The sequence below is a fragment of the Algibacter sp. 2305UL17-15 genome, assembly GCF_040720935.1.
Taxonomy (GTDB): Bacteria; Bacteroidota; Bacteroidia; order Flavobacteriales; family Flavobacteriaceae; genus Jejuia.
In genome coordinates this window covers 85,503-104,155 of record NZ_JBFDAE010000001.1, presented here as the reverse complement: position 1 = coordinate 104,155, position 18,653 = coordinate 85,503, and the positions used below count along the sequence as shown (strand labels likewise).

15 protein-coding genes are annotated in these 18,653 nt (G+C 36.0%); 10 read left to right on the top strand and 5 right to left on the bottom strand.

The window, feature by feature from the left end; all coding sequences use genetic code 11:
- Positions 1-31 precede the first annotated feature (31 nt).
- Positions 32-1,471: a DASS family sodium-coupled anion symporter gene (locus tag ABXQ82_RS00440; RefSeq protein ID WP_367053406.1), complete on the bottom strand. Its 1,440-nt coding sequence runs from the start codon at positions 1,469-1,471 to the stop codon at positions 32-34.
- 145 nt (positions 1,472-1,616) lie between these two features.
- On the opposite strand from ABXQ82_RS00440, the gene ABXQ82_RS00435 reads away from it, so the two are divergent.
- The 10 genes from ABXQ82_RS00435 to pckA all read left to right on the top strand — a co-directional run bounded on the left by ABXQ82_RS00435 (position 1,617) and on the right by pckA (position 16,006).
- Positions 1,617-3,122, top strand: a complete 1,506-nt coding sequence (locus ABXQ82_RS00435; protein WP_367053404.1) for a PLP-dependent aminotransferase family protein — start codon at positions 1,617-1,619, stop codon at positions 3,120-3,122.
- Positions 3,123-3,231: 109 nt separating this feature from the next.
- Positions 3,232-4,896: a lamin tail domain-containing protein gene (locus tag ABXQ82_RS00430; RefSeq protein WP_367053402.1), complete on the top strand. Its 1,665-nt coding sequence runs from the start codon at positions 3,232-3,234 to the stop codon at positions 4,894-4,896.
- Between the two features lie 74 nt (positions 4,897-4,970).
- Positions 4,971-5,981, top strand: a complete 1,011-nt coding sequence (locus tag ABXQ82_RS00425) for a lamin tail domain-containing protein (RefSeq protein ID WP_367053401.1) — start codon at positions 4,971-4,973, stop codon at positions 5,979-5,981.
- A gap of 10 nt (positions 5,982-5,991) precedes the next feature.
- On the top strand, positions 5,992-7,359 hold the full coding sequence (dcuC, locus tag ABXQ82_RS00420) for a C4-dicarboxylate transporter DcuC (protein WP_367053399.1): 1,368 nt from the start codon (positions 5,992-5,994) through the stop codon (positions 7,357-7,359).
- A gap of 5 nt (positions 7,360-7,364) precedes the next feature.
- Positions 7,365-8,510, top strand: a complete 1,146-nt coding sequence (iadA, locus tag ABXQ82_RS00415) for a beta-aspartyl-peptidase (protein ID WP_367053398.1) — start codon at positions 7,365-7,367, stop codon at positions 8,508-8,510.
- Positions 8,511-8,526: 16 nt separating this feature from the next.
- Positions 8,527-9,828 carry a porin gene (locus ABXQ82_RS00410; RefSeq protein WP_367053396.1) on the top strand — a complete coding sequence of 434 codons (1,302 nt, stop codon included), beginning with the start codon at positions 8,527-8,529 and terminating at the stop codon, positions 9,826-9,828.
- A complete protein-coding gene (locus tag ABXQ82_RS00405) occupies positions 9,828-11,363 on the top strand; it encodes a M14 family metallocarboxypeptidase (protein ID WP_367053394.1) in 1,536 nt (511 codons plus the stop codon). The genes ABXQ82_RS00410 and ABXQ82_RS00405 overlap by 1 nt, the downstream gene beginning before the upstream one ends.
- Positions 11,364-11,383: 20 nt before the next feature.
- Positions 11,384-12,601, top strand: a complete 1,218-nt coding sequence (locus tag ABXQ82_RS00400; RefSeq protein WP_367053392.1) for a hypothetical protein — start codon at positions 11,384-11,386, stop codon at positions 12,599-12,601.
- Positions 12,602-12,634: 33 nt separating this feature from the next.
- Positions 12,635-14,284, top strand: coding sequence for a lamin tail domain-containing protein (locus ABXQ82_RS00395; protein WP_367053390.1), 1,650 nt, complete (start codon positions 12,635-12,637; stop codon positions 14,282-14,284).
- Between the two features lie 144 nt (positions 14,285-14,428).
- Positions 14,429-16,006, top strand: coding sequence for a phosphoenolpyruvate carboxykinase (ATP) (pckA, locus tag ABXQ82_RS00390; protein ID WP_367053388.1), 1,578 nt, complete (start codon positions 14,429-14,431; stop codon positions 16,004-16,006).
- On the opposite strand, the gene ABXQ82_RS00385 is transcribed toward pckA, so the two are convergent.
- The 4 genes from ABXQ82_RS00385 to ABXQ82_RS00370 are packed head-to-tail and all read right to left on the bottom strand — an operon-like array spanning position 16,003 to position 18,554.
- Positions 16,003-16,332, bottom strand: a complete 330-nt coding sequence (locus tag ABXQ82_RS00385; protein WP_367053386.1) for a DUF6730 family protein — start codon at positions 16,330-16,332, stop codon at positions 16,003-16,005. The genes pckA and ABXQ82_RS00385 overlap by 4 nt on opposite strands.
- Positions 16,333-16,343: 11 nt before the next feature.
- Entirely contained in the window at positions 16,344-17,201 is an 858-nt protein-coding gene (locus ABXQ82_RS00380; protein ID WP_367053385.1) for a relaxase/mobilization nuclease domain-containing protein, read from the bottom strand.
- Positions 17,201-17,716 carry a mobilization protein MbpA gene (mbpA, locus tag ABXQ82_RS00375; protein ID WP_367053383.1) on the bottom strand — a complete coding sequence of 172 codons (516 nt, stop codon included), beginning with the start codon at positions 17,714-17,716 and terminating at the stop codon, positions 17,201-17,203. The genes ABXQ82_RS00380 and mbpA overlap by 1 nt, the downstream gene beginning before the upstream one ends.
- Positions 17,694-18,554, bottom strand: coding sequence for a toprim domain-containing protein (locus ABXQ82_RS00370; protein WP_367053381.1), 861 nt, complete (start codon positions 18,552-18,554; stop codon positions 17,694-17,696). The genes mbpA and ABXQ82_RS00370 overlap by 23 nt, the downstream gene beginning before the upstream one ends.
- Positions 18,555-18,653: the final 99 nt, after the last annotated feature.

Here is an 18,653-nt window from a genome sequence, read left to right as displayed (position 1 = left end):
CGACTGACATACTAAAATCAATTTAGCCCCTTTATAAATCCCAAACCAATGGAAGCACATAATAAACAATTAAGGTCAATAATATAATAGATATAATATTCATCCATATACCTTTTTTTACCATATCTTCAATTGTTAAATAACCCGAACCAAAAACTACTGCGTTGGGCGGTGTTGCAACAGGAAGCATAAATGCGCACGATGCTGCCACTGTGGCTGCTACCATTAAGTAGTAAGGATGTATGCCAAGTACTGGCGCAAGCGACACAAGAACTGGGAGAAGCATAGCCGTAGTCGCTAAATTAGACGTAATTTCGGTTAAAAAGTTGACCACTGCAATCAGTGTGAATAATAACACAATAAACGGGAAGGTTTCCAAGGCCACTAGCTGCTGTCCTATCCATAAGGCCAATCCACTGGATTCAAAACCAAGTGCCAAAGCCATACCGCCTCCAAAAAGTAACAATATCCCCCAGGGCAATTTTACAGCATCCTCCCAAGTCAATATTTTTTCTTTCTTATTACTTGCAGGTAAAACAAACAGCAAAACAGCAAATGCTATGGCGATAATAGTATCATCTATAGCTGGCATAAACTTATTAATTAAAAATGATCGTGTTATCCATGCAAATGCGGTACATAAAAAAACAATCAAAATTGTTTTTTCTTCATGAAGCATTTTACCCAACGCATTTAGCTGTCGTTTGATTTCTTGACCTCCTCCCGGAAATTCCTTTTGTTTGAATTTAAAGGCAAAACGCGTTAAATAGACCCAGCATATAAATAAAAGCACGAGGGTTATGGGAAACCCAAAAGAAAACCATTGCGAAAAAGTAATTTCCGTACCCAATGTTTTTTGAACCACACCGGCCAACACCAAATTGGGCGGTGTGCCAATTAAGGTGGCCATTCCTCCAATGGACGCACTGTAAGCGATAGACAACATGAGGGCTTTTCCAAAAATCAGGTTTTCATCTTCTTTAGTGTTAGGATTATCCCTGAGCTGCGCCACTATCGCCATACCAACTGGTAAGATCATAACTGCGGTAGCTGTATTGGAAATCCACATCGACAACAAAGCAGTCGCGATCATAAACCCTAAAATGATATTCACAACATTGGTTCCTACGATTTTAATAATGTTTAAAGCAATTCGTTTGTGAAGGTTCCATTTCTCTATAGCAATGGCTAGAATAAAACCTCCTACAAACAAGAAAATATATTTATGTCCATAAGAAGCCGTGGTATCATTTAAACTTAGCCCTCCAGACAATGGAAAAAGGATAATGGGCATTAATGCGGTTACCGCTATAGGAAGCACCTCTGTTATCCACCAAATGGCAACCCAAAGAGCCGATGCTAAAACAGCGATTCCAGCGGTGCTCAACCCTTCGGGGTGGAAAAAATTTAAAATTAACACAAAACTTAAAGGGCCTAAAATCAAGCCAATTTGCTTTTTAGATATTCTCATAGAATGGAACTAATTAAAGGGTACAAGTTGTTTTAAAATGAGCGATCAGAAGTTTTCAATCGAAAATACTAAGCCATCTCATTTTTAACTTTCGATAAAGTAAAGTTATTTTTCACTACATTTATAATACCAATTATTTCATTTTATGAATACCAATTTAAATTTCGCGCTTGAACGGATAAAAAAATCTTTTGAAATCCAAAGTGAAGCCCCGCCTAAAAACAAGTACATTGTTTTGTATCGTGCCATTAAAGCATGTATTGTAAACGTTGAGCTGCCCCATAACTGGCTGTTACCTTCAACGAGGATTTTGGCCAAGGAAATGGGTGTTTCGAGAACCACCGTTTTAAAAGCTTACGAACTTTTACTATTGGAAAAATTAATTATAGCAAAAGCAGGTTCTGGTTACAAGGTTTTTTTTGAAAAAAATCAAAAAAGTGACCACGTTGAACAGGGCAATAATTCATTCGACAAAAACTTGTACCCCAGTTTATCGGTTAAAGGAAACGCCTTTTTAAAAAATGTCTCCTTAATAAATACTATTATAAACGATACGGGTATAGCCTTCAGACCGGGATTGCCACCCTTAGACGTATTTCCAATTAACCAATGGAAAAATTTATTGAACACTTATTGGCGCTATGTAAAATCTTCAGGATTAAACTATTCTAGGGCGACTGGTATCGATTCTCTTAAAAAAAGTATATGCGATTATTTGAATATCAGTCGTAATATAAAATGTGATTACAAACAAATCGTCGTGGTTTCTGGTTCGCTTCAATCGCTATATCTTGTTTCCAATGCATTAATCAACAAGGACGATCATGTGGTTTTGGAAGACCCAACATTTCCCAACGTGCATTCTATATTTAAAAGCATTCAAGCAACCCTTTTACCCATTCCCTTAGATGATGAAGGTATTAGCATGAAACACATCGACTCAATAAACCATTTAAAACCAAAAATTGTTCATACAACCCCTTCAGACCATTATCCATTGGGCGTTAAAATGAGCTTAAACAGAAGAAAGGAATTATTACAATGGGCCTCAAAAAACAAAGCGTTAATTATTGAAAACGATTACGAACATGAAATTGGCAATACATTTAAGTATATACCATCCATATATAGTTTAGACACTGAAGACCGTACGATTTACATGGGAACATTTAACAGGTTGCTGCACCCCTCTATTCGCTTGGGTTACATGATTGTCCCTGAATATCTTACCAATGCTATTGAAGCATTATTACTGCATTCACATAGGTTTGTGGCTCCTTCAATACAAACCGTAATGAATCAGTTTATCGAACGAAACTATCTATATCAGCACTTAAAAAATATATCCGAAGTGGCCCAAGAACGCCAATTGCTCTTTTTAGAAGAGTTTAAGAAATCCAATAAAACAATGACCATTAAAACCAATACGTTTGCTAGCCTGCATCTTATAGCAAAATTCAATAAACACACTACCGAGAAAGATGAAATTGCCCTTGTTGACAAACTCTCTGACGCAAATATTACAGCGCACTCACTAAGTAAATGCTATATAGGTAACGAAAAGCAACAAGGCTTAATTTTAGGATATTCTTCTGTTAGACCAGCTGTTTTAAAGCAAAAAGCAAGGAAACTGGTTAAACTTATCCAGTAAAAAGTAATAAAATTAAAATTGGTATTGTTTTTTTTTAATAATTGGTACTGTAGTTTACTATGCAATTGATATAATTTTATAGTATTAATTAATCTTAAATTTTAGTACTATGAAAAAATTATACTTTTTATTTTTATTGGTTGCATTTAGTGGTATTGCCCAAAATGTAACAATAACCAAGATTATTGAAACGGACTGTTCATCACCATTTGTGAAGACTGTTGAATTATATGTTGACGGTACTGTAGATTTTTCTACTGAAGTGGTAATGAATTATATGGCTAATGGAGCTCCTTGGGCTGATAATCAAATAGATATATCAGGGTTTGGTGTTAAAAGCGATACATTTCTTTATATTGTAAGAGATTTGGCTTTAATGCAATCTGAGTTCCCTTCAACGACTTTTGACGCTAGTAATACTTTAGTGGTAGGAACATCTACCAATGGCGATGACGGATATCAAATTGTATTAAATGGCTTAGTTGTCAGCCAGTTTGGAAAGACAGAAACTGATGCAGATGACGATCCCATTTGGGAACATGACGACTCTGTGGTTTCAAGGAAATCTGGTGTGCCAGATAATGGATTATGGAATGAAACACATTGGGATTATAGTGGTAAAAACTCACTTGACGGCTTAACCGCATGTCAAGGCGGTGCTGGAGTAGAAGCTTTTTTAAATGGATTGGGAGGAACCTATCCATTAGGATCTGGCTCTGGATGGACACCTAGTTGTTTGACCGTTTTAGTAGATACTTCTGCAACTTGTGATACCACAACCTCTGGAGCTACAGATGATACATATACGGCAACGGTAGATTTTACTGGAGGAAATAATGGCAATACATTTGTGGTTACTTCAACAGCAGGAACTGTAGGTGGAGACAATCCAACTGCTGTAGCTACAGGAACAATTACAGTTACAGGAATAACCGAAGGAACAGACATTACTGTTTCAGTAAGCGACACGGGAGATGGAGGCGTTTGTTCTTTATCAATGGATATTGATAGTCCAGGATGTGTGCCTTTAATTATAAATGAATTATTATTTGATCCAGCTGGTGATATAACTGGTGATGCCAATGGAGATGGCACAAGAAATGCATTGGATGATGAATTTATTGAGCTCATCAATACCTCTGGTTCTCCTCTTGACATAAGCGGTTATACCATTTCAGATGCATCGGCTTTAAGACATACCTTTCCAGCATCCACTATTATTCCAGCAAATAGCATGCTAGTTGTTTTTGGAGGAGGAACACCAACAGGTCCTTTTGGCGGTTCAATTGTTCAAGTAGCTTCTGAGGGTGAATTGAATTTTTCAAATGGTGGAGATGTCGTAACAATTGCAAACACTTTAGGTGATGAAGTTGTAGTATTTGATAGTGCAACCGCTGGGGCTGACGTATCTGATGATCAATCGGTAACAAGAGATCCAGACATATCTGGTAGTTTTGTTATACATACTACTGCAAATCCCAGTTTATTATTTTCGCCAGGGTTAAAAGGTAATGGAACAACCTTAGCCGTAAACACGCTTTCAAAAGAAGAACTTTCAATCTACCCAAATCCAGTCAACAATGGTTTTGTAACGATTACATCTCCAATTTCTGGAAATAAAAATATAGAACTATATGATATTACAGGGAGAAGCGTAAAAACACAAATTTTGAAATCTGAAACTTTAAATTTACAAACCTTAACTTCAGGAATGTATTTGCTTAAAGTAACGATTGAGGGTAAATCTTCAACTACTAAATTATTGATTCAATAATTTAGATTACTATATATTTAAAGGGTGTTTACTTTTACTGACACCCTTTTATTTTAATTCAAATTGCACTAAAAATGAATACGATACCTTTATTCAAAACACTTTGTACTTGCCTTTGTTTCATGCTTTTGGCAACGTCTTGCGAAACAGATGATATTTTACCTAGTATAGCACTTACTTCGGATAATACGAGTTTAAGTGAAGACAATGGGACTATTAGAATTTCTGTTTCACTTAATGCGCCAGCAACGCAACAAATTATTGTGCCTTTGAATATTTCTGGTACGGCGACAGCATCTAGTGATTATACGCTTAGTAATTCTGGAATAACAATAAGTAAAGGGGAAGATACAGGCAGTATTACCATAACAGGTGTACAAGATGACAATGTGGAAGGTGTTGAAACGCTTATTGTTAGTTTAGGGAATGTACAGCATGTGCTAGTACTATCTAGTGCGATTACGAGTATTACTATAGATGTTTTAGATGATGATTCTGATACAGATAGCGATGGCGTTTTAGACGCTAATGACGATTGTCCAAACGATCCTGGCGAAGTTGAAAATAAGGGCTGTCCGTTTTTAGGATTTTTGATAAACGAAGTGCTTTATGATCCTGCCGGAGATATAACGGGAGATGCCAATGGTGACGGCACGCGTGATGCAAACGACGATGAGTTTATTGAATTTTTTAATTCGGGACCAGAACTGGATTTAAGTGGTTACACTATTTCAGATGCTTCTTCATTAAGGCATACGTTTCCAAATGGAACTATTATTCCAGCAAACGGTGTTTTGGTTTTGTTTGGAGGAGGAACACCAACTGGAAGTTTTGGAGGTGCCATAGTGCAAACCGCTTCAGAGGGACAGATAAACATGAGCAACTCAGGCGATTTAGTAACATTGGCAGACCCATCGGGTACTGAGATACTTACGTTTGATGTGGAACCGCTATCCAACAATCCAAATGAATCTTACACAAGAAACCCAGACTTAACAGGTGAATTTGAGCAACACGCAGGAATTGCTGAAGCAAACGGTGCGTTATTTTCACCGGGAACAAAACTTGATGGTTCGCCATTTTAATCCATAATTAATGACTTATTTAGGGCCCATAATATCGCTAGTATTTATTGTTGTTGCGGGAAGACTTTTATTAAAAAAGTATTATCCGCATGCGGTATTACTGATTTCAGGATTGCTCATGCTTATTGTGGCGCAACTATTGGATTATAACTTACCCATTCTTAAGAGTCCCACAGGGTTTTCTGGGTTTGATCTCTTTAAATACATAAAAGAATCCTTTAGCAAAACCAATGCCGGTGTGGGTTTAATGATTATGGCCATTGGTGGTTTTGTAGCGTTTATTGATAAAATTGGCGCATCGGACGTATTGGTTTATGTCACCATGAAACCTTTAAAATTCTTTAAAAAACAACCTTATATAGCAGCCTCTTTAGTTATTCCTATTGGGCAACTTTTATTTGCGGCAATCCCATCGGCAGCGGGATTGGGGTTATTGCTCATGGCATCCATGTTTCCCATATTGGTAAATTTGGGCGTGAGCAGATTATCTGCGGTATCTGTTATTACCGCAACCACCGCATTTGGTGTGGGTCCAGCTTCGGCAATAACAGCCAGTGCCACGACCATTGCAGGTTTAGATCCTATTGTTTTCTTTTTAAATTACCAAATACCATTAATTTGGCCGTTGAGCATCGTGATGATGATCACTTATTATTTTGTGAATCGGTATTACGATAAAAAGAATGGTTTTGAAAAAGAAATCCAAAAAGCTAAAACCGAGGAAAAGCCACTAAAAGCACCTTTAATCTATGCAGTAATCCCCATATTGCCCATTGTATTATTAATTGTTTTTTCAGAAATATTCAGCTTTTTTAGCGTACCCATTTCCATAGACACCACAACGGCCATGTTTATTAGTTTGTTTATCGCCTTGATTTGTGAATTCATAAGAACAAAAAACATAAAAGCCGTTTTCGATTCACTAAAGATATTTTGGAACGGTATGGGAAACATTTTTAAAACCGTAGTCACCTTAATTATAACCGCAGATATTTTTGCAAAAGGACTTATTAGCCTAGGTTTTATTGATGGCTTATTAGAGGTAGCACAGAATCTTGGTTTGGGTGCCGTTGGTATCGGTGTGGTTATGACGGTTATGATTTTCTTGGCATCCATGCTTATGGGCAGTGGTAATGCCTCCTTTTTTGCCTTTGGACCCTTAGTGCCAAAAATCGCTACTAAATTGGGCGTTGATAGCACATCCATCATTTTGCCCATGCAATTATCGGCGTCTATGGGACGAACCGTTTCGCCTATTTCTGGTGTTATCATTGCGACTGCTGAAATTGCAGGGGTAACCACCATTGCCATCGTTAAAAGAAATTTAATTCCACTAGTCGTCGCTTTAATAGTTATGCTAGGGTATCACTATATATAAGACATATGTTGAAACTAATTAAAAATACAGAATTATATGCTCCTGAACATCTAGGAAAAAAAGATGTACTTATTGCTAACAATAAAATTATAGCCATTGCTGATAATTTAGATAGCCTTAAAAATGATGCTGAAGTTTGGGATGCGCAAGGAAAAATCATGACTCCTGGACTTATCGACCAACATATCCATGTGATTGGTGCTGGTGGTAAAGATGGATTTGCATCCATGACACCAGAAGTGAATTTAAGCGAATTGATTGCCTGCGGAACAACAACGGTTTCCAGTTTATTGGGTACAGATGGCACCGCCCGAAATATCAGAACCCTATACAGTAAAGTAAAAACCTTAGATCAAGAAGGCATTTCTGCGTATATGCTCTGTGGATATTATGGAATAGATACGGTTACCATTACAGAAAGCATACAAGGCGATATGATTTTTATCGATAAGGTTATTGGTTGTAAAATTGCCATTAGCGATATCCGGTCGTCCTATCCCACTGCACAAGAATTGGTTAGGAAATTACGGGATGTTATGGTGGGTGGCATGATTGGTCATAAAAAAGGCATATTGCATGTGCATTTAGGCAATTTAGAAACTAAAATGGACGTTTTATTTGAATTGGTTAATGAATACAAATTTCCCATAAAACACATCTCGCCAACACACGTAGGCAGAACAAAAGCCCTTTTTGATCAAGCCATAGCATTTGCAAAACTAGGCGGTATTATAGATATTACTACAGGTGCATCTCAATATACACCACCACATAAATCGGTTCTATATGCTCTGGAAGAAGGTGTCAATATGGATAATATGACCTTTAGTTCCGACGGTCATGCTGGTTTAACAAAATTTGACGAAAACAAGAATCCTATAGGTGTTCGAAAAGCGCCCATCGATAAAAATCTAGAAGAAGTGGTTTTATTGATTAAAGAAGGTGGCGTTTCCATTTCAGAAGCACTTAAACTTGTTACTACCAACCCTGCTCGAAATCTCGGATTGAATCACAAAGGAAAAATAGAAGTGGGTTACGATGCCGATTTATGTTGTTTTAATGAAAATCTGGAATTAACCGATGTTTTTGCCAAAGGCCAACAGATGATGGCAGATAAAAAAATAATTGTTAAAGGAACTTTTGAATCATAGAATTAAACATATACAAATGAAGATTTTGAAAATCAGCGTACTTCTTGTATTCATATTGTCGGGTGTTTTCGCGGAAGCGCAAATCAAGCTCGACACTTATAAATTTGGCGAAGGTTTAAACTTTCGGGGTGATGGCGATTATAATATTCAGCTTAGTGGTTTTGTGCAACCTTATATGGAAACCAAACGCTATACCGAAGTTGATGAAAACAGCAGTGTAAGCCGTTTTAGAATGCGCCGTTTAAGATTACGGATTGATGGCAATTCTGGAAATCAAAAATTCAATTATCGCTTTGCGGTCGATTTAAGTGGTTCTACAGAAGCCGATACCGAAACGGGCGATTATTTATTGGATGCCTTTGTGTCCTATAACTTCACAAACCGAATTCGTGCCACTTTTGGGCAACGTTCTACCTATACCGATAACAGGGAACTGTTCATGTCATCAAACACCCTGCAATTGGTGGAACGAAGTCGTTTAACTTCAGCATTTGCAACTATTAGGGAATTCGGATTATTTCTGGATGGAAGATTTAGAATGGGAAGAGGGGCATATTTAAAACCCTATTTCGTTTTAACCAATGGCGACGGCGGGAATGTGTTTGGCAAAGACCATGGCGGGCTGAAAATAGGTGGACGATTGGATTATTTACCCTTTGGTCTCTTTACATATTTCGGACAGTTTAGACAGGCCGATGTCGTAAGAGAACTTACACCTAAGTTGGTTGTGGGTGCACATTACAGCAAAAACAACGGGATGAGTAGCAGACGTGGTAGAGAAAGCGGTGCTATTCTTTATTTGGATGCCAATGACGAAGAATCATTACCGGATTACACCAAAATTGGAGTGGATTTTCTCTTTAAATACAATGGATTTTCTGCTTTAGGCGAATATATTAAATCGGATGCTTCTGTTCCTACCGATATTACACAGCGTGTTAGAAATAATGGTACAACATCCACAAATTTTGATGTTGATGGCACTCAAGATGTCGAAAATTATGTTAAAGGAAGAATGATGCTCGGGGAAGCCTATAATTTTCAATTGGGCTATTTATTTAAAAGCGGTATTTCTGTTGATGGGCGCTATACCCATTTAAATGCAGATACCAATTCATTTTTGAATAACGCCACATTCTATAATCGACCCAATTACTATACTCTTGGTGTTAGTAAATATTTATCAAGAAGTTATGGTGCCAAAATCCAAGCGTCGCATACATATGTTGATGGTTCTGATGGCATTAACGATAATAACGGAAACCCAATTTCTGGGAACGAATGGATTACGAGAGTCATATTAACCCTTACATTTTAATGATGATAAAAAAATCTTTCATAATATGCTTTTTGTGTTGTTCTGCTCTAGTATTCGGACAACCAAATCCGCAATCTAAAAAAATAACGAAAACATTTTTTCCAGACCACGAACAGATTGAAAATGTAACGCCAGCACTTCAAAAGAAAAAAGGCTATACCGATTATGAAGAACTTACTTCTTTTTTAAATAAACTAGTAGCACAACATCCAGAGAAAATCAAATTGAGCTTTATAGGTGAAAGCCAAAAGGGAAAACAAATTCCTATGGTACGCCTTACCAATCCCAATTCAAAAGAAAAAATCAAGGTTTGGATGCAAGGTGGATTACATGGCAATGAGTCCGGAAGCACAGAGTCCATGTTGTATTTACTTTATAAAATATTAAACGATGCCCAATATAATTATTTACTGGATCATATTGATTTGGCCATTGTACCTATGGCAAACATTGATGGGTATTTAAAAGAAGACAGATATTGCGCCAATGGTCTTGATTTAAACAGAGACCAAACTAAACTGATGGCTCCAGAAACCACGGTGCTTAAAAATGCGTTTACCAGTTTTAACCCAGAAATAGCTTTGGATTTTCATGAGTACAGACCCTATCGTAAAGATTTTACGCAAATGGGAAGCTTCGGAATTACCGCCGCTTATGATGCTATGTTTTTGTATAGTGGCAATCTTAACGTACCGAAAAACTTGAGGGATCTTACCAAAACTCTTTTTGTTGAAAATGCAAAAAAACAATTAGATAAAAATGATTTAAGGCATCATGATTACGTATCCACTGGCGATTATGGTGGCGAAATCCATTTTAACCAAGGGTCTCATAATGCACGTTCTAGCGCAACAAATTTTGCTCTAAATAATACCATTTCAACATTATTTGAAATTAGAGGTGTGGGCATTGGAAGAACGTCGTTTAAAAGACGAATTAATAGCAGTTTTTTAATTGCTATATCGTATTTGGAAACCGCTTGCAACAATATAGAGCTGGTTAAATCCGAAATAGAAAAAGCCAATAAATTAGCAAATGATGCCGTGGTAACAAGTTCCAAAAAAATATATAAGGATAGCATCAAAGTCATCGATTTAGATGCTAATGAACTCATTGACATGGAAGTCACCATAAGAGATGCGTTGCAGTCCAAACCAAAAATAACTAGAAAAAGACCAAAGGCTTACCTCATCAATAAAGAGGAAGAAATCCTTATAGAAAAATTAAAAACTTTGGGTGCTACCGTGGAAACTTTAAATGAAAAGACCGAATTGGAAGTTGAAAGTTACCTGATTTCAGAATATCAAAGAGATGCCGTAAAGTATGAAAAAATGAATCTTCAAACGGTTGAAACGATTGTAAAAAAGGAAAAAATAAGTTTCCCCATGGGGACTTATAAAATACCTATGAACCAAAGATGCGCCAATTTAATCATTGAAGTTTTAGAACCCGAAGCACCAAACAGCTTTGTAAGTTTTGGAGTGCTTGAAACAAGCCAGGAACAAAAATTACCGATTTATAGACTATTAAACTAATAATGCAAAAAAATATACAGATGAAAAAACTATCATTACTAATCGTGTTTTTTGGTATGTCCATCCTATTAAATGCCCAAGAAAATGGCAAAAAAAATATGGCAAGCTTTGAACTTGGTAGTGGATTGAATTTTTCTTTTAACGAAGGGAATTATCAGTTTAATTTTGGAGGTTTTATTCAACCTTCTATCAATTATAGCAAGACAAAAGGTGAAAGTTCCGATTATGAATTCAATGCCAAAAGAACGTACTTCATCATCGGCGGAAAAGCAATAAAAGAAAAAGTGAGTTTCTTGATTCAAACGGATTATAGTTTGTCCGACCCGTTATTGGATGCCTGGGTGGCGTACCATCTTTCTGAATCTATCACAATATCGATAGGTCAAAAACAGACTTTTGCAAACAATAGGGAAATGACTTTTAGAGAAGATAAACTTCAGTTTACAGACCGCAGTTTTTTAAGCCAAACCTTAAGCAATACAGGACGTGAGTTTGGTTTATTTATAGAAACAAAATTTGGAAATACATTTGGTATCGCACCAATGCTTGCGATAACCTCAGGCGATGGCAGAAACTCCTTTGGAGCAGACTCAAGAGATACCGATTTAGGAGGCTTAAAAATTGGCGCACGATTGGATATTTATCCTTTGGGCTATTTTACGGAAGGCAACGGGTTGGGCAGTGCAGATTTAGCTCATGAAGAAAAACTAAAAGTGGTTGTTGGTGGAGCGGTAAGCAAAAATAATGGGGTAAGTAACGCCAATGGTGAAGGTCACGGTGATTTTTTACTTTATAACAGTGATGGTAACAACAACCTGCCCGATTATTCCCAAGCGTATATCGATTTTTTATTCAAATATAAAGGCTTTTCATTATTAGGGGAATATGCCAGCGCTGGCGTAAAAGGTTTAAACGAAACCTATACAGACGACGCTGCGACACAAATACTGGCACCTCAACAAATTAGCGAATACTTAGTTCTTGGCGATAGTTATAATTACCAAATTGGTTATGTAACACCAAAAGGATTGAGTTTCGATTTTAGATTTGAAAATGCATCTCCAGAATTTGAATCGAATGTAAATTCTTTATTACCAGATATGAACAGTTACACTTTCGGTATTACAAAATATATGAAAGGCAATAACTTAAAAATGCAAGTGGCACTTACCAGTGTTGATAATGCACAAGGAAGCAATCAAACCATGGGTGAGTTTCTTGTACAAATTGTGTTTTAGTCGTAAACGCTTTTTACTAAAAAATCATTTCACATGAAAAAGAAACTTATCACATTCATAATTTTACTATATATCGCATTTTCGTTCGGACAGAATTTAAGTGCCAATTCCACAGGGTCGTTCATTTATACACCTGCAAGTCCGTTAAACTCACAAACAGTTGCCGTGTTTTATCATATTCCAAACGGCAATATGGCAACGATGCCTATTCTGATGTCGTTTCATGGGACTAATAGAAATGCCAATGATTATAGAGATTATTGGATTTCGATGGCGAATACCAACGGGTTTATGGTATTTGCTCCAGAATTTTCGGATGCTAATTATCCAACAGGCGACAACTACCAACTAGCCAACATTTTTGATGATGGTGATAATCCCAGTTTGGCAACTTTTAATCCCGAAAACGAATGGACCATCTCTATTATCGACCCTTTATTCGAATATATTAAAGCCGATATTTCTGGAACGCAGGAAGTTTATTATGCTTGGGGACATTCTGGCGGTTCTCAATTTTTACATCGCTTTGTTGAATATTTGCCCAATAGCAAATTGGACATTGCGGTATGTTCAAATGCGGGTTGGTACACGGTGCCTGAAGCATCAGTCGATTTTCCTTATGGATTAAACGAAAGTCAATTGCCCAATGCCACTTTAACAGATGCTTTTGCTAAAAAATTATATGTGCATTTAGGGCAAAATGACACCGACCCAGATTCTCCCAACTTGAGACACAACACTGTTGTTGATAATCAACAAGGATTGAATAGACTGGATCGTGGGCGTTATTTTTTTACGACAAGTGAAGCCACGGCATCAAGCATGAGCGTGCCATTTAATTGGGAAAAGAAAGAAGTTCCGGGTGTTGGGCATAACGCACAACAAATGGCCAATGATGCTTTGCAGTATATTTTTGACAACATGTCTTCAGTATTAGTTATAAATGAAGTATTATATGATCCTGCTGGTGACTTATCAGGAGATGCAAATGGTGATGGTACTAGAGATCCATTTGATGATGAATTTATTGAGTTTATTAATAATTCTGCATTACCATTAGACATCTCAGGATATACGGTTTCAGATGATGATGAAGTTAGACATATATTTCCTTCAGGAACCATAATACCTGCTAATGGATTTTTAGTGCTTTTTGGAGGTGGAGCACCAACAGGTAGTTTTGGAGGCGCCATAGTACAAACAGCATCGGAGGGAGCAGGCACATTGAATTTGACAAATTCTGGAGAGGTCATTACGGTTAAAAATACGGGAGGAACTACTGTACAAACATTTGATTACGGTCCCTTTGGTAGTAATATAAACCAATCTATAACAAGAAATCCGGATATAACAGGAAGCTTTGTTGAACATTCTACTGTTGTTGGAGGGCTTCTTTTTTCACCAGGAACATTATCTGATGGAACAACTTTATCAACAGATGAGTTAACTAAAAGTGAACTTTCAATATATCCTAATCCTTCAAATGGTATTTTTTATTTTAATAATAGTAATCTTCAATCCCATGCCGCTGAAATCTATTCTGTTTCTGGACATTTAGTCTCAAAAATCCATTTTTCAAAATTTCATTCTAAACAAGAAGTCAATGTTTCCCAACTTGCTTCGGGTATGTATTTCTTTAAAATAAATGACAAAGTTGTCAAATTTATAAAGGGGAAAAGCTAACCAATTACATAACAACACTTAAAGAGTATCAGGTTTTGAGACCTATCAGGTTTTTGAAACCTGACAGGTATCCTCATACCTTTTAAAATCGCTTTAAACCATAAGTGAATTCCTTATTCATTAATAATATCAAAAATAAAAACCATGAATTTATTCAAATTGAATCCATCAAAAAAGCACCATTATCAAGAATCTGAAACAAATTTGATGAATCACAGCATCAATGAATTAAATCAAGACATTACTGATAACGGAGTTTTGGTAATTAAAACAGGAGAATTCACAGGTAGGTCGCCAAAAGACCGCTTCATTGTAAAAGATGCATTAACAGAGGATAAAGTTTGGTGGGGCAATATTAATATTCCCTTTTCAAATGCGAATTTCCAAACGCTTAAAGAAGATGTTTTCAAGTATCTCAATGATAAAGAACTTTTTATTAGAGATGCCTTTTTAGGAGCTGATAGCAATTACCAAATTCCTTTAAAAACCTATACGGAATATAGCTGGAGTGATTTATTTGCCAGAAATATGTTTATAGAACCCACCCCTTCGGAATTAGAAAGTTTTGAGGCTGAATGGACGGTTTTCAATGCGCCAGGATTTAAAGCAAGTCCAGAAAAACAGGGTACAGCTAATGAAAATTTTGCAGTCATAAATTTTACGGAAAAAATTATTTTAATTGGCGGTACAGGCTATACTGGCGAAATTAAAAAAGGCATGTTCTCTGTTTTTAATTTTATACTTCCTATACAAAAAAATGTACTGCCCATGCATTGTAGTGCCAATATGGGAAACTATGGTGAAACCGCTATCTTTTTTGGGCTAAGTGGTACAGGAAAAACGACATTATCTACCGATGCCAAACGTAAACTTATTGGTGATGACGAACATGGTTGGACACCTGAAAACACAGTTTTTAATTTTGAAGGTGGTTGCTATGCCAAAGTGATTAATCTTTCAGAAGACAAAGAACCCGAAATTTATGGAGCTATAAAAAAGGGGGCGTTATTGGAAAATGTGAGTATTGACAAAAACGGCAAAGTGGATTATACTGATGGTTCTATTACAAAAAACACTCGGGTTAGTTACCCTATTTCTCATATTGAAAACATTCAAATACCATCTATTGGCAAAAATCCAAAATATATTTTCTTTTTAACTGCGGATGCTTTTGGTGTGTTACCTCCTATGTCGCAATTAACACCAGAACAGGCCGCTTATCATTTTATATCGGGTTACACCGCTAAAGTGGCAGGAACTGAAGAGGGCGTGCAAGAGCCAAAACCTGAATTTTCAGCCTGTTTTGGAGCACCTTTTATGCCATTGCATCCATCGGTTTACGCCAATATGTTAAGTGAAAAAATTAAAGAGACAGGAGTTAAAGTATGGCTGATTAATACAGGATGGACAGGAGGTCCTTATGGGATTGGAAAGCGCATGGATTTAAAACACACCCGAGCGATGATTAACGCTATTTTGGACGATTCTTTTGCTGATATCAACCCTAAAGATTACCATACCCATAGTGTCTTTAAAGTAGCCCAACCAAGACATTGCCCAAATGTTCCAGATAGCGTATTAAGCCCAAGACAAACTTGGAATAATGACGAAGGTTATTATAAAAAAGCTTATGAGCTTGCTAATGCGTTTCATGATAATTTTAAAACTTTTGAATCTGAAACAGATCAAACTATCATAAATGCTGGTCCTGTTAAACCTTAATTTGATAGTCCTATCGAAATGTATGTATAAACTAGTGAAACAATACCAAGTAAAACACTAACAAGTAATAGAATTACCGCCCAATTTGGATAAATTTTAGAGTTTTTCAATATGTTTTCTAGCCTACTTTCAAAACGTTCTAATGAGTTGATATGAGCTACTATCTTTTGTTGATGTGTTTCTATAAGAAATTTGTATTCAACCAAATCTATCTTGATTTTTGTGTTTTCTAAGTGGTCATTTATTTTTTCTAACTTTTCTATATCGTTTTTAAAATCGTTGATTTCATTCACTAGTAATACTGTTAATTCTTCCAGTTTTGTCATGATGTTTGCTTTTAATATGAAATTCCTTTTTTTATCGCTTTTTTGATTATGAATTTTGTAATTTTTAAAGCTAAACCCGGTGTCAACTCAACCACCTTTCCTCCTAGATTAACACTTACTTTATTTTCTTTTAATATCCTTGCTCCATGAATACCTGACATTTGTTTTCCAATATTTCCAAGTGACATATTGCGGTGCACTTCACTTCCTTTTAGATTGTGTCCATCAAATTCAAACCGAAAACCCTGTAATTTGTTTTGATTATTAATGGTTGGAATCACCTTAACACCATTGGCTTCCATGGCTTTTAAATAATCATCAAAGCTCTTCGGTTTAAATTGTTTCATGGTCAGATCATGCCTTCTTTTAATTTCAGTTCGTATTTCTTTTAGATTAAATGCCCTTTCAAATTGCACTTGCTTTACGGTGGTCAATCCCATGTGTTCCGCTACTTTTTCTGCTGCTAACTGACTGCGCTTTCCAATAAAGCTGTCGTTGTAAGCCATACCTTTAAAATCGATGCGATTAACATATAAATGAATGTGCTTATGGTCTTTGTCTTGGTGCACAAAAGCAATGGCTTGTCGCTCGCCAAGTTTCATTTCTTTCATAAAACGCACAGTTATTTCCTTTAAATTCTTTGTGTTTAAACGCTTGCCATCTTCTATAGTCGGGCTAATGACAAATGATAAGGTGTTTTTTGTACAATGGTAATTTTGGTCCTGAAGCATTTTGAATTCTTTGGTGATTTCTACAGGAGAATCTCCATGTAGAAATTCCTTTAATACAATTTCTGCATCCTTTTCCTGATTCCATCCGTAAGACATCGAAGCTCTGGTATGTGATATGCTTTTCCCTTTTCCAATCATTATTGAAATTTTTTAAGATGTGCTTTGATTTCATTCGCTAAGTCGTAAACTTCTTGGGTCAGTTTTGGATTTCGTTTCCTATACATGTTACCAATGGACTTAAAATTGTTATGGTATTTAATCAGCATTTTATAAAGTTCGATGTGTTCATCCGTAAAACGTTCTGTGATTTCTTTTTCAAAAAGACTTCGCCTTATGTATTCACTTAAAGTTAATCCGCTCCTTTTTGCTTTAACTTTTAAAAGCTTCTTTTCATAAACCGAACATCGAAACTTAACGAGGTCACCCTTACCCTTAAACACTCCTTTTTTTTCTTTGCGACCAAGGGGAGCAAACGAGAATGTGTCCACAGACACACATCTCGAATTCCTACCCAGAACCATTTTCGTTTCAGTTGAAGTCTGTTCCAAATCCAACTCTACACTATCCGAATCAGTTAGTATATTGGTAGGAATCTTTACAAACTGCTCCTTTTTTTCTATTGATTTAAAATCAATCTTCTTTTCTGTTTTCATGGCATAACATGTCGTTTAAATCTTTATAATTCTCATAGCTCGAACTTTTGTCAATTACGTTTTTATACTTATTCATTATATATTGAGATGCATTTTGTCCGGCAGTATCATTATCCAAATACAGATAAACTAAGGTGTATTTTGAAATGTGTTTTTCAATATCCTTTATAAAACTGATGGAGTTTAAAACGAGAATATCTGAAGTTTTTAATAGATTATCATCTAATGTTGCCAGCGACAACAAATCAAACATGCCTTCCAAAATGATTAATTGTTTGTTTTTATTTTGGATATAGGTATAGCATTTTGGGCTACTACTATTTTTAAAAAACTTATTCCGTAATTCCCAACCGCCTTTGTTATTCTTTAATCCAATTGCGAAAAACTGTTTGTCTTTAAAAACATACCAAATTTCAATACAATATATTTTAGCTATTGAATACGAAATACTTCTGAAATTTAGATATTGTATTAAAGCTGGATGTGTTATTTTTTGAACTTTGACAATTTTGATTCCTGTTTCTTTTTTAATAAAATTTTGCTGCTGTTGAAAAGAAAAAAACAAAATATCACTATTCAAAAACGATAAAGTTTCTTTTATGGAACACTTTAAAATCTTGCATGTCAAATCAATTACGTTTCCTCCAACACCTTCGCCATGATCGTACCATCGATTTTTGGTTTTAGAGACTTTAAAAGAGGCTTGGGTTTCTGACCTGAAAGGACTTAGAAACCAAGCTTCTTTTTCCGTTGTCTTTTTGGGAAAGTGTCCTAATTTTTCTAGCGCCTTCACGATAGAAAAGTTACGGGCAGTTTCACAGTTTATTTTTCTTTTCATAAGCCAATGTGTTTTAAGTGATTTTTTGATGTTTTGATGATTTCACTTGTAAAACACTATAAACATTACGATTTCTTAGTCATCAATTTTTCATCGTTT